This is a genomic window from Achromobacter sp. 77, from assembly GCF_020541125.1.
Taxonomy (GTDB): Bacteria; Pseudomonadota; Gammaproteobacteria; order Burkholderiales; family Burkholderiaceae_B; genus Achromobacter; species Achromobacter mucicolens.
This window is the reverse complement of record NZ_CP059848.1, coordinates 5,821,943-5,844,573: the sequence shown is the minus strand read 5'-3', so window position 1 is coordinate 5,844,573 and position 22,631 is coordinate 5,821,943. Positions and strand designations below refer to the sequence as shown.

The following is a 22,631-nucleotide window of genomic DNA, read 5'->3' as shown; positions in this document are numbered from 1 at the left end:
AACGCGATCTGCCTGGCCCTAATGCACCTATCAAAGAGCCCCCCATGCTGCTATGGCAGGCACCGACGCATATGGATGAGACATATGTCGAGTTCGCTCGAAATACGTCGAGTATCCGGGGTGTCTGCTTTTTCCTTTCACTAATGCTCGGATTGATGTGCGTCCTGCTTCTACTTTTCGCGGTATGGGATATTTTTTCAGCAAGTGCGGCGGCAGGGAGGGGCATGCTTGAAGTCGCAGGTATTTTTCTGCTGCATGTAAGCACACTTACCGTCAACGCCTGGGTGGCTTGTGTTATCTACCGTTCCGAGGTGTCCCCACCCCGCAATCTCCCGCTTCGCTTCAACCGTCTACGCCGCAAAGCCTACGTCTATGACTTCCATTCAACCTGGTGGAACCCGTTTGACCGCGGATGCGTAACTAAAGCGAGTTACGACTGGGACAACTTGCGCGCGGAGAAATGGAAAGTCCGTGGCGCGACGCCTGGCGGCGGGCTCATCATCAAAGAAGGCGTCTCCATCGCGGTGGTGAAACCCGGCACGAACAACGTCGTGGCGCGCTTCCAATTGAACACCGACGCTGCGAACACCTCCAACTTCTGGGCATACGTGTGCGCCTACATGCAAAACGGCATTAAAGGGCTCGATCCCGATCACGCCGAACCACGTGATGCCAACGACGTCGCTCCCTACAACATCGCCTTGCGCCTGGCGCCGAAGGTCCAGTGGCCCGCGGATATGGATCTTGAATCACGAACAGCACCATTAAGGTCGAGGCCTAGGACTGGATTCGCTTGCCGGAAGGGCCCGCTCGCCACCCCGCCACTGCAGCTCCACAGCCCCGGTACATTCGATTGGCGAACTCCCACTTCGCCGCCATCGACATTTCTTAGGAACTCTGTTGGCGAAACCTCAACTGAATCGCCCCTGCCTCGGTTGGCAACGCGATCTGCCCGGCCCCAATGACCCGCTTGACGAGCCCCCAATGCTGCTGTGGCAGGCACCGACGCATATGGATGAGACGTATGTCGAGTTCGCTCGGAACACGTCGAGTTTGCGCGGTGTTTGCTTTTTCTTTTTACCGGTAGTCGCATGGGTTCTTTTAGATCTCTTCGTAATGGCCGCAAAGGATATATATTCGTTCGCCACTACGGGTGTTAGTGCACTTATGGCCGGAATTTTTCTGATGCTTGTCGGGTCAATTTCCATCGGCCTCTGGACAGCGTTTGTTATCTACCGTGCCGAGGTGTCCCCACCCCGCGATCTCCCGCTTCGCTTCAATCGCCTACGTCGCAAGGTCTACGTCTATGACTTCCATTCAGTCTGGTGGAACCCCTTCGAGCGCGGGTACGTGACGACGGCGAGTTATGACTGGGACGATCTGCGCGCAGAGAAGTGGAAAGTCCGTGGCGCGACGCCTGGCGGCGGGCTCATCATCAAAGAAGGCGTCTCCATCGCGGTGGTGGAACCGGGCACCAACAACGTCGTGACGCGCTTTCACTTAAACACCGACGCTGCCAACACCTCCAACTTCTGGGCGTATGTGTGCGCCTATATACAGAACGGCATCAACGGCCTCGACCCCGATCACGCCGAACCGCGTGACGCCAACGACGTCGCTCCCTACAACATCGCCTTGCGCCTGGCTCCCAGAGTCCAGTGGCCTGCGGATATGGATCTTGAATCTCGAACGGCACCGGAGATGAACTCCGTGCTAGATTCGACCGGTCAGATTGCACCTATCGCTTTTGCATCGGGAAAATAACCGGAAGCGCGTCGTCATGAATACGAATCCCACCCCCTTTCGTATCCGCGCCGCGACACCCGCCGATGTCGCCCGCATCGAGCTCATCGTCCGCGAGGCTTACTCCCCCTACATCGCACGCAACGGCGCCACGCCCGGCCCCATGCTGGACGACTATCCGGCGCGCGTCGCGCAAGGCGTGGTTCATGTGCTGGAATCGGACGCTGGCATCGAAGGCCTCATCGTGCTGATTCCAGAACCCGACGACGGGTGCATGCTGCTGGACAACATCGCCGTGTCGCCAACCACGCAAGGAAAAGGGCACGGCCGGACACTGCTGCAATGGGCCGAAGACACCGCGCGCCGCGCCGGTTTTTCACGGATTCGGCTTTACACGCAGGAAGCGATGACCGAGAACATCGCCATCTACACGCGGCGCGGCTATGCGGAAACGCACCGCGCCACGGAGATCGGGCTGAACCGCGTTTTCATGCAAAGACCCCTTATATAGGGTGTTTTTGCAGCGCTCTCCGCCGCACAAGAACGGACAAACCGAATATATGAGCTTTTACTCGTAATTTATCGGTCTACCCTTTTTTGCCATCAGGTGAGCGGAAATCCGGTTGTTCGCCAGCGATTTCGCATAGACGGACGCCGGCCGGATGCGCTGCGCAATCACGTATCCCGTCATGCACGCCAGCATTAGCGGCAACATGACTTCATAGCTCAGCGTCATCTCGAAGATCATCAAGATCGACATCAGCGGCGCATGCGTGGTGGCGGCCAACAGCGCCCCCATTCCCACGACCGCATAACTGGACACGGCCGACAGGCTGCCGGCCGGAAACAGGCCCTGCAGCGCAGTCCCGTACAACGCGCCCAGCGCCGCCCCCACGAACAAGGTCGGCGTGAAGACGCCGCCCAGGGCGCCGGACCCGACGCTGGCCGCCGTGGCCAGCGTCTTGAGCAGCAGCAGGGCCGCCACCGCCTGCCATGCCCAATCCGTATGCAGCATGCTGTTCACCACGCTGTAGCCGTTGCCCCACACCGCGGGATCGATCACGGACAGCGCGCCGACAACCAGCCCGCCTGCCGCCATCCTGGCCCAGATCGGAAACGGCAACCGGCGAAACGCCGCGCGGGACAAGTCCAGGAACCGCAGGAATTGGGGTGCGGCCAGGCCGGCGATGAGGCCAAGTCCCAGGTAATTGATCACTTCCCAGCCGGACACAAACTCGAAATGCGGCATCTGAAAGACCGCGTCGTAGTGCAGCACCTGCCGCGTCACGATGTTGGCGACAACAGAAGCGACGGCCAGCGGCACCAGCGTCGCCGTTGAAATCACGCCGTACACGATTTCGGAAATGAACACCGCGCCCGCGATCGGCGCGTTGTACGCCGCGGTGATGCCTGCGGTGGCGCCGCAGGCCACCAGCAGCCTGAGATGGCGGGGCGGCAGCACCAGATAGCGGCCCGTCAACGAGGCGCACATAGCTGCCAGTTGCACCATCGGCCCCTCGCGGCCAATGGATGCGCCGGAACCGATCGAAAAAATGGAGGACAGGCTGCGCGCGACCGTCTGGCGAAAGCCGATGACGCCACGTCCGATGGAAATGGCTTCCATATAGTCGGCGGCCCCGCGCCGGGGCAGCCATCGGGTGGCCGCCTGCAGGATCAGGCCGGCGATCGCGCCCCCGGCCGCTGGCATCAGAAACCGCTGCCAGGGATCCAGTCCCCGCGCCAGCGACACCATGCCATGGGGAACCTCGCCGCCTCCCACCAACAATTGCATCCAGCCCAGCAGTTCGCGAAACACCACCGTTGACAGCGCACCCAGCGCGCCAACCAACGCGGCCGCACACAACGTCAAGGCCAGATTTTCTGCCAAAAGTCCGCGTCTCAACCGTCTGGCCCAGGCCGGTCGACGCAGTTTCAAGTCGCTATCCATGGCCGGATTCTACGGCGGATTCTGCTCACTTTTTGTTCAGTTCACCGTCAGCGGTCCGTACGCGTCTCCCCTCGAATCCCCGATTCCGAACGTCGCTTAGCGGCCCGTTTTGAGGCGCTGCAAGGGCAAAAATCAGGGTAGGCGAAGGGCGGTTTTCCGGGGTAAAAGGGCCCTTTTCAAGGCTCGGTTGCCAGAAGAGGCCTGTGGATAACTCCTAAGTAGCGCTGTTGTGCACATGTTGTGGAGGCAAGTTGAACAAGCAGGGGTTTCGGACGAGGTCCAAAATCTTGTCCAACTTCAGCTTTTTTCCCACACAGAGTTCTTGCACAGGCAAAAACGGACGCAAGGCAATGAAAGCAAAGAGGTTTTCAAGGTTAAGGTAGTTATCCACAGCCCTTATTAATCATTAGTCTTTATATAAAGAAAAAAAAAGGAAAAGCCAAACATGCTTTCCCATTCCGCCCATCCACCGCCCCCCGGACTGCGTCCATGCGTATCCTCTTGATCGAAGATGAAGCTGAACTTGCCCGCTGGCTGTCCAGAAGCCTGGCCAGACATGCCGGCTTCGTCGTGGAGTGGGCTGATGACGGACTGGTCGCCGAAAGAAGGCTGGCCATGGAAGATTTCGATGCGGTGATCCTGGATCTGGGACTTCCCGGCATGGATGGCCATGCTTTGCTGGCGAAGATTCGCGCGCGGGACGACCGTACGCCGGTGCTGGTCTTGACCGCGCGCGATTCCTTGGCCGAGCGGATCGGAACACTTCACGAAGGCGCGGACGATTTCCTGCCGAAACCCTTTGTTGTGGAAGAGTTGGAGGCGCGCCTGATTGCCCTGATTCGCCGCAGCCGCGGCCGCGAACATCCCCGCCTGACGCTGGGAAACCTGGTTTTTGAAACTTCCGCGCAAAAATTCACCGTCAGCGGACAGCCTTTGCAGTTATCCCCACGTGAACACGCGGTACTGCGGGTGTTGATCCAGAAAAGCGGTGAACCCATCAACAAACAGCAGATCCTTGACCGCATCCTCACCGACGATGCGGACGTCAACCTGGAAGCCATCGAGGTTCTGGTTCACCGGTTGCGCAAGAAATTGGCGGATACCGGTGTGCAAATCGTGACCATGCGCGGCATGGGGTATTGCCTGGAGAACCTTGTTGACAACTAGAAGTCCGCAAAACGGCGTTGATTTTTCAGCAAAAAAACGCGCCCGGACCCTCAAGACGCAACTGCTCTGGTGGCTGATTCCGACCCTGGTGTTCGTGATGATGGGCGCGCTCTGGCTGTCCAACCACCAGTTGCGCAACCAGGTCGACATTGCCTATGACCGGTCTCTTGCCGGCGCGCTGCGCGCGATCGACCACAACATATCCACAGCCAGCGGTGGATTAGCCATGGAGCAGCCCTACCTGATGCTTGAATTTTTCGAGCTGACGGCCAATGGCAGCGTGTTCTACCGGGTGGCGACCGAAGACGGGCTGGCCGAAATCGGCCATCCCGGGCTGCCCCTGCCGGACCAGCCCCTCGTGTCGGGCGAGCCGCGGTTTTTTTATGCAACCTACCAGGGGCAGCCCGTCCGGGTGGCGGCGCTGGCGCGGCCCATGGATCCGCCGCTGTACGCCAACCAGGGCGGGCGGGTCATCGTGCAGGTCGCAGAGGGCCTGGAAAGCCGCGAGGCGTTCCTTCACAAGGTTTTGGTGCGCTCGGTGGAGCGGGACCTTGCCGTGATCCTCATCAGCGTCCTGGTGATCGTTTTAGGCGTTTTCATGGCTTTGCGTCCCCTGGAGCGTCTGCGTCAGGAAGTCAAAGGCCGGTCTGCAGACGATTTAAGCCCCGTCATCGCGTCCGAGATGCCAGGTGAGGTCCTACCCCTGGTGGCGGCCATAAATCTCCACATGGCCCGTTTTGCGGCCTTGGGGAGGGTGCAGGCGCAGTTCCTGGACGACGCATCGCATCAGTTGCGCACGCCTTTGTCGGTTTTGCGGACCCAGATGGCCTATGCCCTGCGCGAAACAGACCCCCAGGAGGTCCGTACAGCCCTTCTGGCGATGCAAGAGGGGTTGGACAGGGCCGTACGCACCACCAACCAGATGCTCGCCCTGGCGCGCGCTAAAGACGCCTCGCTGGCCGAAGGCGGTTCGGCACCCGAACAGGTGGACCTGGTTGAGCTGGCGGACGCGGTGATCCGCACCCAATTACCCAATGCCCGCGCCCGGCAACTGGACATCGGGCTGGAAGCCGACCGCAGGCCTGTCGTGGTCAGCGGGGCCGAGTGGCTGTTGCGCGAGGCGGTCAGCAACCTGGTGGACAACGCCATCCGGTATGCGGCCGCGGGCGGCGTGGTCACAGTCCGGATCGACGCGGACGCCAGCCAGGCCCGCCTTGCCGTGGAAGACGACGGTCCCGGCATGTCGGACGAGGACATTGCCCGGGCCTGCGTGCGGTTCCGGCGGGGCGCGGCGGGCAAGAACACCTCCGGCGCTGGCCTGGGCCTGGCGATCGTGGGCACGATTGCCGAAATCCTGGGGGCGCGTCTCGTGCTGGAGAACCGGAATGGGCAGCCGGGATTGCGGGCGGCGTTGGTGTTTTCCCTGGAAAAGGGCCCGGATGCTGCGCCGCGTCACGAAATCGGCCGGAATTGAAAGGTTATGGAAAGGTTCGATTTTGTACGGTGGCGTCCACTGGAGCCGTGGGATGCGATCGACCGCCGCCGCGCCGCTGCCAGCAATACCTAGACCTATAAATCCTGGAGACGCAAGAATGCAGACGAGTCTGAAGCTGCGCATCGCAGCCCTGGCGGCGCTCGGCGCCATCACCCTGTCCCTCGGCGCGGCGCATGCCGCCGACGAGCCCCGCCGTCCGGAATGTATCGCCCCGGCGCAGCCCGGCGGCGGATTCGATCTGACGTGCCGGCTGGCCACCGAAGGCTTGAAGCAGAGCGGCGCGCTCAAGAGCGCGATGCGCATCGTCTACATGCCCGGGGGCATCGGCGCGGTGGCGTACAACAACATCGTCGCCCAGCATCCGAACGAGCCGGGCACCATCGTCGCGTTCTCCGGCGGCTCGCTGCTCAATCTGGCGCAGGGCAAGTTCGGCAACTACAACGTCAACGACGTGCGCTGGCTGGCCGCGATCGGCACCGACTATGGCGTGGCCGTTGTCCGCAACGACTCGCCGTACACCGACCTGAAGGGCCTGATGGAAGCCTTCAAGCAGGACCCGACCAAGATCGTGCTGGGCGCGGGCGGCACCGTGGGCAGTCAGGACTGGATGAAGGCGGCGCTGACTGCCAAGGCGGCGGGCGTGGACTTCAAGAAGATGCGCTTTGTCGCGTTCGAAGGCGGCGGCGAGGCCGTGACGGCGCTGCGCGGCGGTCATATCCAGGCCTACATGGGCGACGCCGCCGAAGCCTTCACCATGCTTGAGGGGGGCGCCCCCATCCGCGTGCTGGCCGTCTTCAACGACCAGCGCCTGCCGGGCAAGCTGGGCTCGGTACCCACCGCCAAGGAACAGGGCTACGACATCGTCTGGCCCATCATCCGCGGCTTCTACGTCGGTCCCAAGGTGTCCGACAGCGACTACCAGTTCTGGGTCGACGCATTCAACAAGACCACGGCCGCGCCCGAGTTCGAGAAGCTGCGCCAGCAGCAGGGTCTGTTTCCCTTCAACAAGACCGGCCCCGAACTGGACGCCTACGTGAAGAACCAGGTCAAGCAGTACGGCGAACTCGCCGACACCTTTGGCCTGATCAAAAAGTAAGCCAGCCGCCAGGCTGATTCCCGACCGCGCCCGCAAGGGGCACACCTGCCGCCCGCCTTGGGCGGCGGCAGGGCCCGCTGCGCCGCGCAATCCGACTTGAACGGAAACCTGGACCATGAATGATCGAATCCTGGGCATTGCCGCCCTGGCGCTGGCCGTCTTCATGACGGCTGCCGGCTGGAGCATCGAGGCGCCCTTCGCCTACGAACCCGTCGGCCCGCGCGCCTTTCCCCTGCTTGTGGCGCTGATCATCGGCCTGTGCGGGTTGCGCCTCGTCTACAAGGGCGGCCATGCGGTCGAGCACAATTCCGCCGGCGCCAATGGACGCATCGCGCTGATGGTCGTGTTCGCGACCGCCTATGCCTTTCTCTTCCAGTGGCTGGGCTTCGTGATCGCAACCTCGCTCATGACGATCTTCGTGGGACGCCTCTTTGGCGGCAGCTGGATCAAGTGCGCGATCGGCGGTGTGGTGATGAGTCTTTTCTTTTTCGTGCTGTTCGACAAGGTGCTGGACGTCGTCCTGCCCGGCGGACTGCTGGAGAACCTGATATGAGCGGCATTCTCGATCATCTGTCGATAGGCTTTGGCGTCGCCTTTTCCCTGACGAACCTGCTGGTCGCCGCCATCGGCTCCTTCATCGGAACCATGGTGGGCGTGCTGCCAGGGCTGGGGCCGGTCAACGGCGTGGCCATGCTGATCCCCATCGCCTTCGCCATGAATCTGCCGCCGGAAACGGCGCTGATCCTGCTTGCCGCGGTGTATGTGGGCGCCGAGTATGGCGGCCGTATCACGGCGATCCTGCTGAACGTGCCGGGCGAAGCCAGCGCCATTATGACGACGCTGGACGGCTACCCGCTGGCGCGGCAGGGTTTGGCCAACGTGGCGTTGACGCTTTCCGCGTGGTCGGCTTTCTTTGGGGCGATCGTGTCGGTAGTGGGCATCATCCTGCTTGCGCCGATGCTGGCGAAATGGGCGCTCGCGTTTGGCCCCGCCGAATACTTCGTGCTGATGATTTTCGCGTTCTGCTGCCTGACCAGCCTGCTTGGCAAGCAACCGGTCAAGGGCGTGCTGGCGGCGATGATCGGCCTGTCCATTTCCGTGGTGGGCGTGGACGCGAACTCGGGCGTGTATCGCTATACCTTCGAGTCCGTCCACTTGGCCGACGGCATCGATTTCGTCGTGGTGGTGATTGCGCTGTTCGCGGTCAGCGAGATGCTGGAAATGCTTGAAAAGGTAGTGGCCGGCCACAGCGTCGAGGTCAAGCCCAGCGGGCGCAAGCTGTTCAACCTGAAAGAGATGGCATTCACGTGGTGGAGCGTCGTGCGCAGCGCGCTGGTCGGCTTCGGCGTGGGCGTGCTGCCTGGCGCTGGCGCCAGCGTGGCCGCGGCCGTCGCCTATTCGCAGGAAAAGCGCATCATCGAGGCCAAGGATCCCGATGCCAAATTTGGCAAGGGCGACATGCGCGGCCTGGTCGCGCCGGAAGCGGCCGCGACGTCCTCGGCCATCGGCTCGTTCGTGCCGATGCTGACGCTGGGCGTGCCCGGCTCTGGCACCACTGCCGTGATGATGGGGGCGCTGACGCTCTACAACATCACGCCGGGTCCGGTGCTGTTCGACACCAAGCCTGAATTGGTGTGGGGCCTGATCGCCTCGCTGTTCGTGGCGAACGTATTGCTTTTCGTGATGAATGTGCCGCTGGTCCGCTTGTTCTCCAAAGTGCTGTCGGTGCCGGGTTGGCTGATGGTGCCGGGCATTCTGTGCATCAGCTACATCGGCGTGTATGCAATCAACGCCGGCACGTTTGATCTGCTGCTGGTGGCGGGCATTGGCACGCTTGGGTACTTCCTGCGTAAGTTCGGCGTGCCGATGGCGCCGCTGGTGCTGGGCGTCGTGCTGGGCAACATGATGGAGCAGAACCTGCGCCGCGCCTTGTCGATGACGGATGGCGACGTGGGTGTGCTGTTCGCCAGCCCGGTCTCGATTGCGCTGTGGACGGGCGCGGCGGCGGTCGTGATCGTGCCGCAGGTCCTGCGTCGTGTGCGGGCCGCAAGAAAGGTTGCCGCTGGGCCGGTCTGATGGCGCGGTGATGCAACCCTGACGGTGCGCACACCGGCTCAAATCCAGGCCGGCAAACGTTGAGGGGCGCCTTTCGGCGCCCCTTTTTTTCAGGCGTGCCGCACAAGGTGGCGCGCCCGTTCATATATGAGCTTTTGCTCATATATTGAATGTCAGACCTGCTTCAAGCGCTCCAGGGCCGCATCCAGCGTCGTGTCCTTCTTGGCAAAGCAGAAGCGCACGATCCGATGATTGGATTCGGGCGCATCGGGGTGGCGGTAGAACGCCGACACGGGAATCACGGTCACGCCATGATTGACGGTCAGGTCGCGCGCGAAGTCGGCTTCGTTCTGCTTCGAGATCTGGCTGTAGTCAGCCAGCAGGAAGAACGTGCCGGGGCTGGGCAGCGGCCGGAAGCGCGTCTTGGCCAGGCCTTGCGAAAGACGGTCGCGCTTGGCTTGGTAGAACGCCGGCAGATCGAGGTAGGGCTTGGGATCGCGCATGAACTCGGCCAGCGCAAACTGCATGGGCGAGGGCACGGTGAACACCATGAACTGATGCACCTTGCGCAGTTCGGCGCTCAGGTGCCGCGGCGCGCAGCAATAACCGATCTTCCATCCGGTGGTGTGATACGTCTTGCCAAACGAAGAGATCACGAACGCATGTTCGGCAAGCAGGGGGCGCCGCGCCACGCTGGCATGCGGCTTGCCGTCGAACACAATGTGTTCGTAAACCTCGTCCGACACCAGCAGCACACCCGTGTCGCGGACGATGGCTTCCAGCGCATCCAGGTCGCTGTCGTCCAGCACCGCACCTGTGGGATTGTGCGGAAAGTTCAGCATCAACAGACGGGTCTTGGACGTGATGGCGTCGCGCACGCGCTGCCAGTCGATGCGGTAGTACGGATCGGCTTCGGTGGGCGCGCGCAACGGCACGGGAACCGCGGTGCCGCCGGCCAGGCGAATCGCCGGCAGATACGAGTCATAACAAGGTTCGATCACCACGACTTCGTCGCCGCTGCCCACAGCCGCCAGCACGGTAGCCATCAGCGCTTCAGTTGCGCCGCTGGTCACGGTGATCTCGGTTTCGGGATCGTAGGCGTGTCCATACAGTTCCCGCGTCTTGGCCGCGATGGCCTCGCGCAGCGGCGCGACGCCAGGCATGTACGGGTACTGGTTGTGCCCGTCGGCCATGGCCTTGGTGACAAGCGCGCAGAGCGCAGGGTCCGGATCGAAGTCAGGAAAGCCCTGGCCCAGGTTGATGGCCTTGTGCTCGATGGCCAGGCGGCTCATCACGGTGAAGATGGTGGTGCCGACGTCGGGGAGTTTGGAGCGGATCATGTTGGACGCGAAGTGAACACGGGTAGCCGAGGAAATTTCTCGTAAGTATCCCACTAACTCATAATTCCATTTTCAAGAGTTCCAATGCGGACGGGATTGTGGTTCAGAACAGGATGGCCCGAGTGCTGGCCGGATTTTGTATTGCGCTGATCGGCGCGTTGTTGGCGGTGTGGGCGCACATGCCGCTTCCGTGGATGTTGGGCGCGCTGCTATTGACCGCGGCTACCCGGATCGCCGGATTGCGAACGGCGTGCCCGAGGCCAGCTCGCAATGCGGGCCAGTGGGTCATCGGCGCCTCGCTGGGGCTGTACTTCACGCCGCAGGTTATCGGGCATATCGGCAGCAACGCCGGCCCCATCATTGCCGGCATGTTGTTTGCGCTGGCGCTCGCATTTCTGGGCACCGCGATTCTGCGTCGTTATACCGATGTGGACTTCAAGACCGCGTGGTTTTCATCGGCCATCGGCGGTGCAAGCGAAATGGCCAACCTGGCCGAGCGTCACGGCGCGAGGATCGATCGCGTGGCCACCGCGCACAGCGTGCGCGTCTTGCTGGTGGTGGTCACCGTGCCTTTCATCTTTCAGTGGTGGGGCGTGGCGGGGCTGGATCCGACCGTGCCGGGGCCGCGCGATGTGCATGCGCTGGGGCTTGCGGCACTGGTGGCCCTGACCATCGTGGGTGGCGCTGCCTTCACGAAATTTCGGCTGCCCAATCCCTGGGTGCTGGGGCCCATGCTTGTCGCCATGATTCTCACCGCGTCGAGCATAGAGCTATCCGCGTTGCCGGACTTTGTGCCCAGGGCGGGGCAACTCCTTATCGGCTGGTCGCTGGGCGATCGTTATCGCCCCGACTTCTTTCGTGCCGCACCGCGATTCATGGCGGCGGTGGCGGGCTTCACGATCCTTGCGCTGGCGCTTGCATTTGGCGTGGGCGCCTTGCTTTCGCTATGGTCCGCCGCACCAATTCCCACGCTGATTCTGGGCACGACACCCGGCGGCATTGCAGAGATGGCCATCACCGCCAAAGTGCTGCAATTGGGCGTTCCGGTGGTGACCGCTTTTCACGTCACGCGCATGGTTTTCGTGGTGATCGTGACCGGTCCCATTTACGCGATTCTGGCGCGTCGGCAAGGCTAATTCCGCCAGGCGGTATTGCCGTTCCAGTGAAAAAAAAGCGACATTGGGGTAAACAACTATATGACTCGGTAATGCCGGATGAGTATGCTGATTCCGCAGTTGATTCAAGCAGCGCGCGGACTCGGTCTGCCGCTCTGGCGACAAGCGGGAACACTGGTTTTGCACCGATCGTTCAGTTCGCACGGCGTCCTTGATTCATTGCATTTCGATTTAATTACAGGACGCTAGAGAAAATGGCTCAGAAGGGCAAAGTCAAGTGGTTCAACGCTGACAAGGGTTTCGGTTTCATCACGCCGGACGTGGGCGGCACCGATGTGTTCGCACACTTTTCCGCCATCCAGGGTCGCGGCTATCGCAGCCTGAACGAAGGCCAGGAAGTCGAATACGAAGTTAAGGATGGTCCGAAAGGACCTCAAGCGGCCGACATTCGCCCGCTCTAAATCGGGAAATCCCAATTTCCCGTCCGCCAGGCCCGGCCTGGCTACAACGCCCCAAGACCTCCCGGTCTGGGGCGTTGTTTCATTTGGCCTTCCGTTTTGCGGCGCCCGGCTGTCTGGTCCTGCCCATTAAAAACACGCGACGTTAGTGTTTACTAACATATTCTCGAGCACTGGATAACTCTGTGGATAATTATTTCCGGTGCCGTTGATTTTGGTGCTCAGTAATGAAGCATTCAGGTCAGGGTCAATCCGGTTTTGCACAGATATCTGCATCAATAACGGCGACCCGATTGGGTTTCCCGTGAATAATCAGTTTGCCTGCGTCCGAGCGCTGGATAGAGGGTTTAATCCGCGTTCTCATAGGGAAACTCGGGGATTTGCGCATTATTTTCCGCTGGCATGCCGGCTCTTTCTTGCGCTGAGAGGCGCGCTTTTCGGGTTGTAGTTGGCGCGTCCGGGCCTGAATTCTGTCTGTTGTTCACAAAGATATCCCCATCCCGGTTATGCACAGAATTACGCCTTCTGGAGTCCAAATTGGCGGTCTGCGCCTGTGGATAGAAGTGGGGATATCGCCGAAAGGCTTAGGGTCAGGGAACGGAAATTGCGGAGTTATCCCGATGCCTGGCGTGAGCAGGACGAACTTCGTCAAGCGGCTGGCGCGCCACGTTGCATTGCTGATTCAAGAGGGTCGGGCAAGAGCCGGGCACTGGATTATCCCAACGATGCCTGCGCGCACTAGTCGCGCGGAGAATTGCTCATAGAACTTCTTCCGCCGACTTTTCCACAGCGTTTCACATGAAGTGTTGTCGTCTCGGCCATATGGATGATGGCGCCGGTGGCAGAGACCGAGCAAGATGATTGTCGGGTCAATGAAGATCGATGCCCTGGGCATGTGCGTTTCAGTGGATTTCTGGGGTGGGGATAATTTTGTGAATAACGTGCCCCCCAGTAATCTGCGCGGCGAGTTTGCTCAAGGCGGCCGGCAGCAACATGCCGATGTACGCCGCCGATTTTGATCAGCGTAGCCGCAGTCCGCGCTGGCATGAGCATGCCCATCAACGAGCGGTTGGTATGAGGCCGACGTCAGAAGAACGTGCTGCTGGTGCTGTGGATAAGACAGCCGTTGAAGCCAGCCGTGTCTGCTGGTGTTGCGAGAACCCGCTGAAGGTGGGCGTTCCGGTGGCTTGTGCTGTTGTTGATAACGCACGGGTCTTCAATGCATGGCGTGTATTGGCTTGAACCCTTGCCGGCCTGTTGATAAGAATGTGCGTAACCCGAGTCTGGCGTTGAGCAATTCGAACCTTTTCATAGTGCGCTGCGGTTAACCGTTGTCTGTGGATAAGCCCTACGTTTTAAGCTGGGAACGCATGCTTCATGGTTCCCGCGTGACGTTCGCTTGGCATCAACCTGTGTTTGCGTTTCATGCTGCCGGCCGTCGGAACGGAATGTGAGAACCGTTTCGCTTGCCGCATCCGGCTGCCTGGTTGGCTACCCCGGGAACTTTAATGCGGCTTTCGAATCATCCGCTGAGGTTTTGTCCAACCGCTGTGATCCGAAAAGTTCGTTTTCTCAGGCTAGGGGTAGGGTAGGGTGGAATAAATCGATATTTTTCTGCTTTCTTACTTTTCCTGGGTCACGCGCTGCAGGTCCATGCGTTGCTTATTGATGTGGGCCCTCCCGCGGAAAGTGAGATGTTGCGGCGGGATAGACGCCGGCTGCTTTGGGTGTTTCACGTGGAACATAGCTGCCGGCCAGCCGCGGAATCTTTGTCTTGGATGTTCCACGTGAAACATCGGCGTCTTTTGGGGGTACGAATGACGATAGATTCGGCAGACTTTCGAGACCACGACTTCCGGTTGTTGGGAGGGGGGCGGTTTGTGCCCAAAGAAGCGACGTCCACGTTGCTTTGGCCGTGCTGGGAGTGGGCGCGAGCGTCGTTGAATACCGCAGCCATCTCTATCACCGACAGAACACCGAGAACTAGTTGGGACGATTGCAGGCTGGTTCAAACATTCGAAGGCTAGCTAGCATCGAGTACATCGACGTTAACCACGACGCTCCTCGTGACCAGTGTTTCACGTGAAACACTGGATGGTGTTGAACAACACTGGTGCGCATCGGGCTTCAACTGGTGAAGGCGTTTCTGGACTTCGGTACTCGAGGTATATCGCGGCACCCATCTCACCTCTCCATGGCGCACCGATTGGCCCGTACGGCTGCCACTTAGCGATTTACCCCATCGGCAACCGCCCGGAGCTAAGCGCTTGTTTCACGTGAAACACCCGTTGGTCCGCAGCCCGAATAGGCGCACGGTGAAGTGAGGAATGATTGCCTCAAGTCCGAACGCAGGGGCGGCTGGCGGACTTACCTGAGCTCTACATAGCTGACGGCAGTCTCTGCTGTCTAAAGCGTGACGTCATCGTGTGGTGTAAAGGATGCGGCCCCGCGCGCCTTTGAGGGGTCTCAATCTGGCTACACGTCCTAAGCGCACGATGCTGACGGTGGGCGAGGGGAGATAAGTAGGGAGCCAGCCGTAGGGTCCAACGCTGGACGAATCGTGGCTCGCTGGCGAGTCGATGATGCCCCGCGTAATGTTCCACGTGAAACACTCCGATGCCCATCGCCCCAGTTCTTCCAACACTCGCCTTCTGCCTCGACCACCAGGCCCGCACTTCACCTGCCGGAAAGCGGAGCAGGCGCTATAGGTACGGACTTCAGCCCTCGCGCCGATGCATCTGGCCATCTACGCGAGCCACCAAGTCCCCAAATAAATGAATGTTCCACGTGAAACAACGCAAGAGCCGTGCTGCGGCGTACTCAGTCGACAAGCGACGGGGATGTTTCACGTGGAACATCAGCCCATGACACCGGCAGATGCCGATACTTTCAGACCCGTCTGCCCGCCGCCCACGAGTTCTCGGACTACCCGACAAAGGCCCATTGGCGCAAAACACACTCCCCGAAAATGTTTCACGTGAAACATGCAACCCCTGCCTCTATAATGAGCGCCGAACGCTCTCTTCTTTACCTTCCCCCCATCATGGACTATCCCCGCGAATTCGATGTCATCGTCGTCGGTGGCGGCCACGCCGGCACCGAAGCGGCGCTGGCTGCAGCCCGTACTGGTGCGCAGACGCTGCTGCTCACGCACAACATCGAGACCCTTGGCCAAATGTCTTGCAATCCGTCCATCGGCGGAATTGGCAAGGGCCACCTCGTCAAAGAGGTGGACGCCCTCGGCGGGGCCATGGCATTGGCCACGGATGAGTCTGGCATCCAGTTCCGCATCCTGAACGGCTCGAAGGGGCCGGCTGTCCGTGCCACGCGCGCGCAGGCAGATCGTGTGCTGTATCGCAAGGCCATCCGCGGCCGCCTCGAGAACCAGCCGAACTTGTGGCTGTTTCAACAGGCGGTTGAGGACCTGATGGTGGAGGGCGATCGCGTCGTCGGCGCGGTGACGCAGGTTGGCCTGAAGTTCCGGGCCAAGACGGTGGTGCTGACCGCCGGCACATTCCTGAACGGTCTGATCCACGTTGGCCTGCAGAACTATTCGGGCGGACGCGCTGGCGACCCGCCGGCTATTTCGCTGGGTCAGCGCCTGAAGGAACTGAAGCTTCCCCAAGGCCGCCTCAAGACCGGTACGCCTCCTCGCATTGACGGGCGCACCATCAACTACGCCATCCTGGAAGAGCAGCCCGGCGACCTGGACCCGATTCCTGTGTTTTCGTACATGGGCAACGTGGCCATGCATCCCCGCCAGTTGCCGTGCTGGATCACCCACACCAACGCGCGCACGCACGACATCATTCGCGGCGGTCTGGATCGCTCGCCGATGTACAGCGGCGTCATCGAAGGGGTGGGTCCGCGGTATTGCCCGTCCATCGAAGACAAGATCCACCGGTTCGCCGACAAGCAGTCCCACCAGGTCTTTCTTGAACCGGAAGGGCTGGACACGCACGAGGTGTATCCCAACGGCGTCTCCACCAGCTTGCCGTTCGACGTGCAGCTGGATCTGATCCACTCGCTGCCCGGGCTGGAAAATGCGCACATCATGCGGCCCGGCTACGCCATCGAGTACGACTACTTCGATCCACGTGGACTCAAGAGCACGCTCGAGACCAAGGCCATCGAAGGTCTGTACTTTGCCGGCCAGATCAACGGCACCACCGGCTACGAAGAAGCCGCCGCGCAGGGATTGCTGGCTGGCGTGAATGCGGCCCTGAAAGCGCAGGAACGCGAACAGTGGACCCCGCGCCGCGATGAGGCTTACCTGGGCGTGCTGGTCGATGACCTGGTCACTCGTGGCGTGACCGAGCCCTATCGCATGTTCACCTCGCGTGCCGAATACCGACTTAGCCTGCGCGAAGACAATGCCGATCTGCGTCTGACCGAAATCGGCCGGCAGCTCGGAATTGTCGACAATGCACGTTGGGATACCTTCAACCGTAAGCGCGATGCGGTGGCGGCCGAGGTCGAACGCTTGAAGTCGTCATGGGTGAATCCGCGCCTGCTGCCGGCCGAGGTCGCCGAACCGCTGCTGGGCAAGGCAATTGAACGTGAGTACTCACTCGCTGACCTGCTGAAACGGCCGAACGTGTCCTACGAAGCCTTGATGGGCGCCCAAAACGCCGATGGCTCGTTGCTCGCCGGCCCGGGGGTCGTTGAAGACGACGTGTTGTCGGAGCAGGTCGAGATCCAGGTCAAGTACGCCGGCTACATCGCGCGCCAGCAGGACGAAGTGCAAAAGCACATCGCCCATGAACAACAGCCGATTCCGGCGGACGTGGATTACGACGCCGTGACCAGCCTGTCCTTTGAAGTGCGTCAGAAGCTCAAGACGCATCGTCCGGAAACGATCGGCCAGGCCGCGCGCATTTCCGGCGTCACGCCAGCTGCCATCTCGCTCCTGCTCATTCATCTGAAGCGCCTGCATTACGGCTCGCGCAAGCAAGCGGCATGAGCGCGCCCGCCAATCAGGCCGGCATCGACATGGCCGGCCGACTCACTCGTGCATGCGAGCAGCTTGGCCTGCGCCCCGACGATGGCGCCGTCGCCAAACTGCTCAATTACCTGGCGCAGATGCAGCGCTGGAATCGCACGTACAACCTGACCGCCATTCGCGATCCGCAGCAGATGCTCGTGCAGCACCTGTTCGACAGTCTTGCGGCCGTAAAGCCCTTCAGCGAGGCGCTGGCCGCGCCCGACGCGCCAGCCAAGGTGTTCGACGTCGGATCGGGCGGCGGCCTGCCTGGCGTCGTCCTGGCGATCATGCAGCCCCATTGGTCCGTGACGTGCGTCGATGCCGTCGAAAAGAAGACCGCGTTCGTGCGCCAGATGAGCGGCGCGCTGGGTTTACCCAACCTGCAATCGCGGCACGCGCGCATTGAAACGCTGGATCCCGCCGAGTGCGACATCGTCACCTCGCGAGCGTTTGCATCATTGGATGATTTTGCGCAACTCGCGGGTCGCCATGTAGCCAAGAATGGTACCCTCGTCGCCATGAAGGGCAAGGTCCCCGAAGAAGAAATCCAGGCGCTGCACGCGCGCGGGGAATGGCAAGTCGACCATATTCAGCCGCTCCAGGTGCCGGAGCTGCAAGCAGAACGCTGCCTGATCTGGATGCGCCGCAGTCAAGGAACCCTATGAAGAACATACCCCCCAGCACATCCGCCCGCGTTTTCTGCATTGCCAATCAGAAGGGCGGCGTGGGCAAGACGACGACCGCCATCAACTTGGCGGCGGGTCTTGCCACGCACAATCAGCGCGTGCTGCTGGTGGATCTGGACCCGCAGGGCAACGCCACGATGGGCAGCGGCATCGACAAGAACTCGCTGGAGTCCAATCTGTACCAGGTGCTGATCGGCGAGACCTCCATCGAGCAGGCGCGCGTGAAGTCCGAGTCCGGTGGTTACGACGTGCTGCCGGCCAACCGCGAACTGTCCGGCGCCGAAATCGATCTGGTGCAGATGGAACAGCGCGAGCGCCAACTGAAGGCCGCCATCGACACTGTTGCGACCCAGTACGACTTCGTGCTCATCGACTGCCCGCCCACGCTGTCCCTGCTTACCTTGAACGGCCTGGCAGCCGCGCATGGCGTCATCATTCCCATGCAGTGCGAATATTTCGCGCTCGAAGGCCTGTCGGACCTCGTCAACACCATCAAGCGCGTGCATCGCAACATCAACGACGACCTGCGCGTCATCGGTTTGCTGCGCGTCATGTTCGATCCGCGCATGACGCTGCAACAGCAGGTGTCCGCGCAGCTGGAATCGCACTTCGGCGACAAGGTCTTCAAGACCGTCGTGCCGCGCAACGTGCGCCTGGCCGAAGCACCCAGTTACGGCATGCCGGGTGTTGTGTATGACCGCGCGTCACGCGGCGCGCAGGCATACATCTCGTTCGGCGCCGAAATGATCGAACGCGTCAGGAAAGACCTGAACTAGCCGTCCCCGATGCCTGACGCCGCGCTCTTTTTTCCGCCACAGCCAACCGTCTCCACGCCGCCCGCCGACGTGCGCGATGCGCTGCGCGTGCGGCTGGAAGACGCGGCGCTCAATGCCACCGCCGTGGGCGCGCAGGTGATCTATGATGGCTGGCTCGTGCGTTTTGCCCAATCGCCGGCCAAGCGGGTCCGAAGCGTCAATGTGCTGGGGTTATCCACACGTCCTTTGGATGAGCGGCTGGCGTATTGTTCATCGTTGTATGCGCGCCAGGGTTTGCCCATGGTGCTGCGCATCACCTCCATCGGCCCCGATTTTTCGCTCGACGCCGAGCTGGAGGCCCGCGGTTATCTCTACACCGGTGAGACTCGCGTCATGAGCACGCCGCTCGCTCCCCGCGCAAGCGTCAGGAGCGATCTGCATTTCAGCATGGTCGATGCCGAGCGCTTTGCGGCGGCGGTCGGGGCGCTGCGCGGCTCATCGGCTGCGCACATCGCCGAACACCACGCGCGCCTTGCCGGTCTGGCTGTGGATAAGCAGCCGGTGCTCGCCACCGACGCGGCAGGGCAGATGGTCGCTGCGGGGATGGCCGTGCGTGAAGGCGACCTGCTCGGCCTGTTCGACATCGTTACCCACCCGGGACATCGGCGCAAAGGTTACGCCGCTGTCCTGGTGGAGCATTTGCTGGGCGAAGGGGCTGCCGACGGCGCCAGGACGGCCTATCTGCAGGTCGAGCCGGAAAACGTCGCCGCGCGGACCCTGTATGACCGCTACGGATTCAAAGACTGTTACGCGTATTGGTACCGCCTGCCCGCCGAGCAGGCGGACGCCTGAGCCCAGCGCTCAGGATACAAAGACAGAAGGAAAGAGGATTTAATTATGGCCACCAAGAAACCCAAGGGATTGGGTCGCGGACTGGACGCCTTGCTGGGCGCCGATGCGCCCGCAATCGACAACATCGGCAAGGCTGTCGCCAAGCCCGAGGGTCCGCCGTCCACCCTGCCCATTTCGAAGATGCGCGCCGGCAAGTACCAGCCGCGCACGCGCATGGACGAGGGGGCCCTGGGCGAGCTGGCCGAATCGATTCGCACGCAAGGGATCATGCAGCCGATACTCGTGCGTGCGTTGGGCGATGCGCCCGGCCACTACGAAATCATTGCTGGCGAACGCCGCTTTCGCGCCGCGCAGCTTGCCGGCCTGAAAGAAGTGCCGGTCCTGGTGCGCGAAGTCGCCGATGAAAACGCCGCCGTCATGGCACTCATCGAAAACATCCAGCGCGAAGACCTGAATCCGCTCGAAGAAGCGCACGGCGTGCGCCGTCTGCTCGATGAGTTCGGCCTGACGCACGAACAGGCCGCGCAGGCCATCGGCCGTTCACGGTCCGCCACCAGCAACTTGCTGCGCCTCTTGAACCTGGCCGCGCCCGTGCAGACCATGCTGCTGGCCGGCGACGTCGACATGGGCCACGCCCGCGCGCTGCTCGCCGTCGATGCGGCCACGCAGATCCAGCTTGCCAATCTCATCATCGCGCGCCGTCTGTCGGTGCGCGAGGCCGAAAAGCTCGTTGCCAAGACGGCCAAGGAAGCCGAAGCCTCGGCGTCGCCCAAGAAAAAGACCAACGGCGTGTCGCGTGACCTGACGCGTCTGGAAGAAGCGCTGTCCGATCATCTGGGCACGCGCGTGGCGCTGAAAGTGGGCGCCAAGGAAAAGGGTCAGATCGTCATCGACTTCCACGGCTGGGAGCACCTGAATTCGCTCCTCGAGCGCCAGGGCCTTTCCGGAGCGGTGGATGCCTGAAAACGCATTGCCCGTCATCGCGGTGCTGGCGACGGGGGGCACGATTGCGGGGGCCCAGGCTGACGCCACGTCCGCCGGCTACAAGTCGGGCACCTTTTCCGTGAATGACCTGCTCGCGGCGGTGCCGCAGCTGGCCGGCATCGCAGAGATCCGCGCCGAGCAGGTAGCCAACGTCGGCAGCCAGAACATGACGCACGGCGTCTGGCGCGCGCTGGCGCAGCGCGTGGACACGCTTTGCCAGGACGCCTCGGTGGCAGGCATCGTGATTACCCACGGGACGGACACGCTCGAGGAAACCGCGTATTTCCTCAGCCTGGTGAACCGTCATGACAAGGCCGTCGTGCTGGTTGGCGCCATGCGCCCGGCCACGGCGCTGGGCGCGGAAGGTCCGGCCAATCTGTACAACGCGGTGGCGCTGGCGCGCCATCCCGATGCGCGGGGCCGCGGCCCGCTCGTCGTCATGAACGAAGACATCCATTACGCCCGCGAGATCCAGAAGATCGCCAGCGCCGGCCTGTGCGCGTTTGCATCGCCCAATCGCGGCCGCGCCGGCGTCATGCACGGCGGCGTGCCTTGCTTTTACTCGCGCAATGCCACCACCTGTGGCGCACAAAGCGAGTTTTCACTCGCATTGTTGGAAAAGGCTGGCTGGCCGCGTGTGGACATCGTCTATGCGTATGCCAACCTGCAGGCCGACGTGATCGATTTCCTGGCCAGCGCCGCCGACGGCATCGTGCTGGCGGGCGTGGGCGACGGCAACGCCACCGACCTGGCCATCGAAGGCCTGCGGCGTGCAGCCGACGACGGCGTGGCCGTTGTTCGGTCCAGCCGCACGGGCAGCGGTTTCGTGGCGCGCGATGTCGAAGTCGACGATGCCAGCTTGGGCTTTGTCGCCGCGCGGGACCTGAATCCGCAGAAGGCGCGCATCCTTTTGATGCTCGCGCTGACGATCACTCGCGATCCGGATGCGTTGCAGCAGGTGTTCGACCGTTATTGAACCGTGGGCGGCGGCTCCGTCGCCGCGCCTTGCTGCGCAAGACCCAGGTTGGTCCGCAGCATGTCGTACACCTGCCGCGTCAGCGGATTGATGAGATCACGCCTTATCCACAGGAAGTAGGTCACGTCCGGCAGGGGCGGCAGCCCTTCCTTTTCTCCCAGCACCCGCATCTCCGGCCCCAGCAGTTCCACGCTGCGCGCCGTCACGCCCAGGCCCGCGCGCAGCGCGGCCTTGATCCCCACCAGATTTGGCGCCACGTAGTTCGTGTGCCAGCGCACCTGCGCCTGCTCCAGCGCATTGAGCGCCAGGCGGCGAAAGATGCTGGGTTCGTCCGCCAGCACAAGCGGCACGGGCGCATGGGAATCGTGCATGTAATCGGCGGATGCCAGCCAGACCGTCGGCGACGTGCGCAACGCCACGCCCTCGAAGTCCTGGTCAAAGCGCGTGGAGATCGTCAGGTCGATCTCGCCCGCGCGCAGGGCATCCATCAGGAAAGGACTGCGATCGACCCGGATCTCCAGCTTCACGCGGGGCGCCACGCGTGCGATGTGCGTGAGCAGGGTGGGCAGGATCGTGTCCGCCACGTCCAGGGGCGCACCCAGCCGCAGATCGCCTTCCAGCGGCCCGTCCTGCAACGCCCGCAGCGCTTCATCGTTGATGGCCAGCATGTGCCGGGCGTATTCGACCAGCCGCCGGCCATGCGAGGACAGCACCTTGTTGCGGCCTTGCTTTTCAAACAGCGGCAAACCGATCATCGCCTCGAGCCGCTGCATCTGCTGCGTGATGGCGGACTGCGTCTTGTGCAGCCGGTTGGCGGCCTCGGAAAACGTTTCATGCTGCGCGATGGCCGTCAGCGTGCGAAGCAGGTCCAGGTCTAGATTGCGCATCCGTTCAACGGGAAATGGGTTCAGGGATAACCCGACACATTAGCAGTCCTAATGGAATGTTCAAGCAATTTAAATTGTTGGCATTCACAC

20 protein-coding genes are annotated in these 22,631 nt (G+C 61.9%); 17 read left to right on the top strand and 3 right to left on the bottom strand.

The features are described 5' to 3' along the window. The first annotated feature begins 44 nt into the window (after positions 1 to 44). The 3 genes from H4P35_RS27040 to H4P35_RS27030 are packed head-to-tail and all read left to right on the top strand — an operon-like array spanning position 45 to position 2,254. A complete protein-coding gene (locus tag H4P35_RS27040) occupies positions 45 to 965 on the top strand; it encodes a DUF6708 domain-containing protein (RefSeq protein ID WP_226847622.1) in 921 nt (306 codons plus the stop codon). Positions 966 to 984: 19 nt separating this feature from the next. Then, positions 985 to 1,764: a DUF6708 domain-containing protein gene (locus tag H4P35_RS27035; protein ID WP_226847621.1), complete on the top strand. Its 780-nt coding sequence runs from the start codon at positions 985 to 987 to the stop codon at positions 1,762 to 1,764. Between the two features lie 16 nt (positions 1,765 to 1,780). Further along, positions 1,781 to 2,254, top strand: a complete 474-nt coding sequence (locus H4P35_RS27030; protein WP_226847620.1) for a GNAT family N-acetyltransferase — start codon at positions 1,781 to 1,783, stop codon at positions 2,252 to 2,254. 57 nt (positions 2,255 to 2,311) lie between these two features. On the opposite strand, the gene H4P35_RS27025 is transcribed toward H4P35_RS27030, so the two are convergent. Beyond that, positions 2,312 to 3,691 carry a ClcB-like voltage-gated chloride channel protein gene (locus H4P35_RS27025; RefSeq protein WP_226847619.1) on the bottom strand — a complete coding sequence of 460 codons (1,380 nt, stop codon included), beginning with the start codon at positions 3,689 to 3,691 and terminating at the stop codon, positions 2,312 to 2,314. A 489-nt stretch (positions 3,692 to 4,180) separates the two neighbouring features. Between H4P35_RS27025 and H4P35_RS27020 the strand changes: the two genes are divergently transcribed. From H4P35_RS27020 to H4P35_RS27000, 5 genes are all read left to right on the top strand, one after another. Beyond that, positions 4,181 to 4,858: a response regulator gene (locus H4P35_RS27020; protein WP_056320607.1), complete on the top strand. Its 678-nt coding sequence runs from the start codon at positions 4,181 to 4,183 to the stop codon at positions 4,856 to 4,858. Continuing rightward, entirely contained in the window at positions 4,848 to 6,332 is a 1,485-nt protein-coding gene (locus H4P35_RS27015; RefSeq protein WP_370638946.1) for a sensor histidine kinase, read from the top strand. The genes H4P35_RS27020 and H4P35_RS27015 overlap by 11 nt, the downstream gene beginning before the upstream one ends. 118 nt (positions 6,333 to 6,450) lie before the next feature. Continuing rightward, positions 6,451 to 7,449: a tripartite tricarboxylate transporter substrate binding protein gene (locus H4P35_RS27010; protein ID WP_226847618.1), complete on the top strand. Its 999-nt coding sequence runs from the start codon at positions 6,451 to 6,453 to the stop codon at positions 7,447 to 7,449. Between the two features lie 115 nt (positions 7,450 to 7,564). Continuing rightward, entirely contained in the window at positions 7,565 to 8,002 is a 438-nt protein-coding gene (locus tag H4P35_RS27005; protein WP_056320598.1) for a tripartite tricarboxylate transporter TctB family protein, read from the top strand. Next, positions 7,999 to 9,525: a tripartite tricarboxylate transporter permease gene (locus H4P35_RS27000; RefSeq protein WP_128829665.1), complete on the top strand. Its 1,527-nt coding sequence runs from the start codon at positions 7,999 to 8,001 to the stop codon at positions 9,523 to 9,525. The genes H4P35_RS27005 and H4P35_RS27000 overlap by 4 nt, the downstream gene beginning before the upstream one ends. A 152-nt stretch (positions 9,526 to 9,677) precedes the next feature. On the opposite strand, the gene H4P35_RS26995 is transcribed toward H4P35_RS27000, so the two are convergent. Then, positions 9,678 to 10,844 (bottom strand): pyridoxal phosphate-dependent aminotransferase, encoded by a 1,167-nt coding sequence (locus H4P35_RS26995; RefSeq protein ID WP_180097013.1) that lies wholly within the window; start codon positions 10,842 to 10,844, stop codon positions 9,678 to 9,680. A gap of 113 nt (positions 10,845 to 10,957) precedes the next feature. Between H4P35_RS26995 and H4P35_RS26990 the strand changes: the two genes are divergently transcribed. The 9 genes from H4P35_RS26990 to H4P35_RS26950 all read left to right on the top strand — a co-directional run bounded on the left by H4P35_RS26990 (position 10,958) and on the right by H4P35_RS26950 (position 21,654). Continuing rightward, on the top strand, positions 10,958 to 11,980 hold the full coding sequence (locus tag H4P35_RS26990) for an AbrB family transcriptional regulator (RefSeq protein WP_180097015.1): 1,023 nt from the start codon (positions 10,958 to 10,960) through the stop codon (positions 11,978 to 11,980). 233 nt (positions 11,981 to 12,213) lie between these two features. After that, the gene (locus H4P35_RS26985) at positions 12,214 to 12,420 is read left to right on the top strand and encodes a cold-shock protein (protein WP_056320589.1); all 207 of its coding nucleotides are present in this window, start codon (positions 12,214 to 12,216) and stop codon (positions 12,418 to 12,420) included. 869 nt (positions 12,421 to 13,289) lie between these two features. Further along, positions 13,290 to 13,436, top strand: coding sequence for a hypothetical protein (locus tag H4P35_RS26980; protein WP_175156988.1), 147 nt, complete (start codon positions 13,290 to 13,292; stop codon positions 13,434 to 13,436). Between the two features lie 2,024 nt (positions 13,437 to 15,460). Further along, positions 15,461 to 17,380, top strand: a complete 1,920-nt coding sequence (gene mnmG, locus H4P35_RS26975) for a tRNA uridine-5-carboxymethylaminomethyl(34) synthesis enzyme MnmG (protein WP_226847617.1) — start codon at positions 15,461 to 15,463, stop codon at positions 17,378 to 17,380. Then, positions 17,377 to 18,066: a 16S rRNA (guanine(527)-N(7))-methyltransferase RsmG gene (gene rsmG, locus H4P35_RS26970; protein ID WP_226847616.1), complete on the top strand. Its 690-nt coding sequence runs from the start codon at positions 17,377 to 17,379 to the stop codon at positions 18,064 to 18,066. The genes mnmG and rsmG overlap by 4 nt, the downstream gene beginning before the upstream one ends. After that, complete coding sequence (locus H4P35_RS26965; RefSeq protein ID WP_056320583.1) at positions 18,063 to 18,863, top strand: ParA family protein; 801 nt, start codon at positions 18,063 to 18,065, stop codon at positions 18,861 to 18,863. Before rsmG ends, H4P35_RS26965 begins: the two co-directional genes overlap by 4 nt. A gap of 9 nt (positions 18,864 to 18,872) precedes the next feature. Beyond that, positions 18,873 to 19,694 (top strand): N-acetyltransferase, encoded by an 822-nt coding sequence (locus tag H4P35_RS26960; RefSeq protein WP_226847615.1) that lies wholly within the window; start codon positions 18,873 to 18,875, stop codon positions 19,692 to 19,694. A 45-nt stretch (positions 19,695 to 19,739) separates the two neighbouring features. Continuing rightward, positions 19,740 to 20,657 carry a ParB/RepB/Spo0J family partition protein gene (locus H4P35_RS26955; RefSeq protein ID WP_062839279.1) on the top strand — a complete coding sequence of 306 codons (918 nt, stop codon included), beginning with the start codon at positions 19,740 to 19,742 and terminating at the stop codon, positions 20,655 to 20,657. Beyond that, entirely contained in the window at positions 20,650 to 21,654 is a 1,005-nt protein-coding gene (locus H4P35_RS26950; RefSeq protein ID WP_226847614.1) for an asparaginase, read from the top strand. The genes H4P35_RS26955 and H4P35_RS26950 overlap by 8 nt, the downstream gene beginning before the upstream one ends. Here the strand turns inward: H4P35_RS26950 and H4P35_RS26945 are convergent. Next, positions 21,648 to 22,541 carry a LysR substrate-binding domain-containing protein gene (locus H4P35_RS26945; protein ID WP_226847613.1) on the bottom strand — a complete coding sequence of 298 codons (894 nt, stop codon included), beginning with the start codon at positions 22,539 to 22,541 and terminating at the stop codon, positions 21,648 to 21,650. The two genes, H4P35_RS26950 and H4P35_RS26945, sit on opposite strands and share 7 nt — an antisense overlap. Positions 22,542 to 22,631: the final 90 nt, after the last annotated feature.

Bases quoted from the DNA above. Each gene is read 5' to 3' on its own strand.
- H4P35_RS27040 (WP_226847622.1), top strand. From the start codon at position 45: ATGCTGCTATGGCAGGCACCGACGCATATGGATGAGACATATGTCGAG.
- H4P35_RS27035 (WP_226847621.1), top strand. From the start codon at position 985: ATGCTGCTGTGGCAGGCACCGACGCATATGGATGAGACGTATGTCGAG.
- H4P35_RS27030 (WP_226847620.1), top strand. From the start codon at position 1,781: ATGAATACGAATCCCACCCCCTTTCGTATCCGCGCCGCGACACCCGCC.
- H4P35_RS27025 (WP_226847619.1), bottom strand. From the start codon at position 3,691: ATGGATAGCGACTTGAAACTGCGTCGACCGGCCTGGGCCAGACGGTTG.
- H4P35_RS27020 (WP_056320607.1), top strand. From the start codon at position 4,181: ATGCGTATCCTCTTGATCGAAGATGAAGCTGAACTTGCCCGCTGGCTG.
- H4P35_RS27010 (WP_226847618.1), top strand. From the start codon at position 6,451: ATGCAGACGAGTCTGAAGCTGCGCATCGCAGCCCTGGCGGCGCTCGGC.
- H4P35_RS27005 (WP_056320598.1), top strand. From the start codon at position 7,565: ATGAATGATCGAATCCTGGGCATTGCCGCCCTGGCGCTGGCCGTCTTC.
- H4P35_RS27000 (WP_128829665.1), top strand. From the start codon at position 7,999: ATGAGCGGCATTCTCGATCATCTGTCGATAGGCTTTGGCGTCGCCTTT.
- H4P35_RS26995 (WP_180097013.1), bottom strand. From the start codon at position 10,844: ATGATCCGCTCCAAACTCCCCGACGTCGGCACCACCATCTTCACCGTG.
- H4P35_RS26990 (WP_180097015.1), top strand. From the start codon at position 10,958: ATGGCCCGAGTGCTGGCCGGATTTTGTATTGCGCTGATCGGCGCGTTG.
- H4P35_RS26985 (WP_056320589.1), top strand. From the start codon at position 12,214: ATGGCTCAGAAGGGCAAAGTCAAGTGGTTCAACGCTGACAAGGGTTTC.
- H4P35_RS26980 (WP_175156988.1), top strand. From the start codon at position 13,290: ATGAAGATCGATGCCCTGGGCATGTGCGTTTCAGTGGATTTCTGGGGT.
- mnmG (WP_226847617.1), top strand. From the start codon at position 15,461: ATGGACTATCCCCGCGAATTCGATGTCATCGTCGTCGGTGGCGGCCAC.
- rsmG (WP_226847616.1), top strand. From the start codon at position 17,377: ATGAGCGCGCCCGCCAATCAGGCCGGCATCGACATGGCCGGCCGACTC.
- H4P35_RS26965 (WP_056320583.1), top strand. From the start codon at position 18,063: ATGAAGAACATACCCCCCAGCACATCCGCCCGCGTTTTCTGCATTGCC.
- H4P35_RS26960 (WP_226847615.1), top strand. From the start codon at position 18,873: ATGCCTGACGCCGCGCTCTTTTTTCCGCCACAGCCAACCGTCTCCACG.
- H4P35_RS26955 (WP_062839279.1), top strand. From the start codon at position 19,740: ATGGCCACCAAGAAACCCAAGGGATTGGGTCGCGGACTGGACGCCTTG.
- H4P35_RS26950 (WP_226847614.1), top strand. From the start codon at position 20,650: ATGCCTGAAAACGCATTGCCCGTCATCGCGGTGCTGGCGACGGGGGGC.
- H4P35_RS26945 (WP_226847613.1), bottom strand. From the start codon at position 22,541: ATGCGCAATCTAGACCTGGACCTGCTTCGCACGCTGACGGCCATCGCG.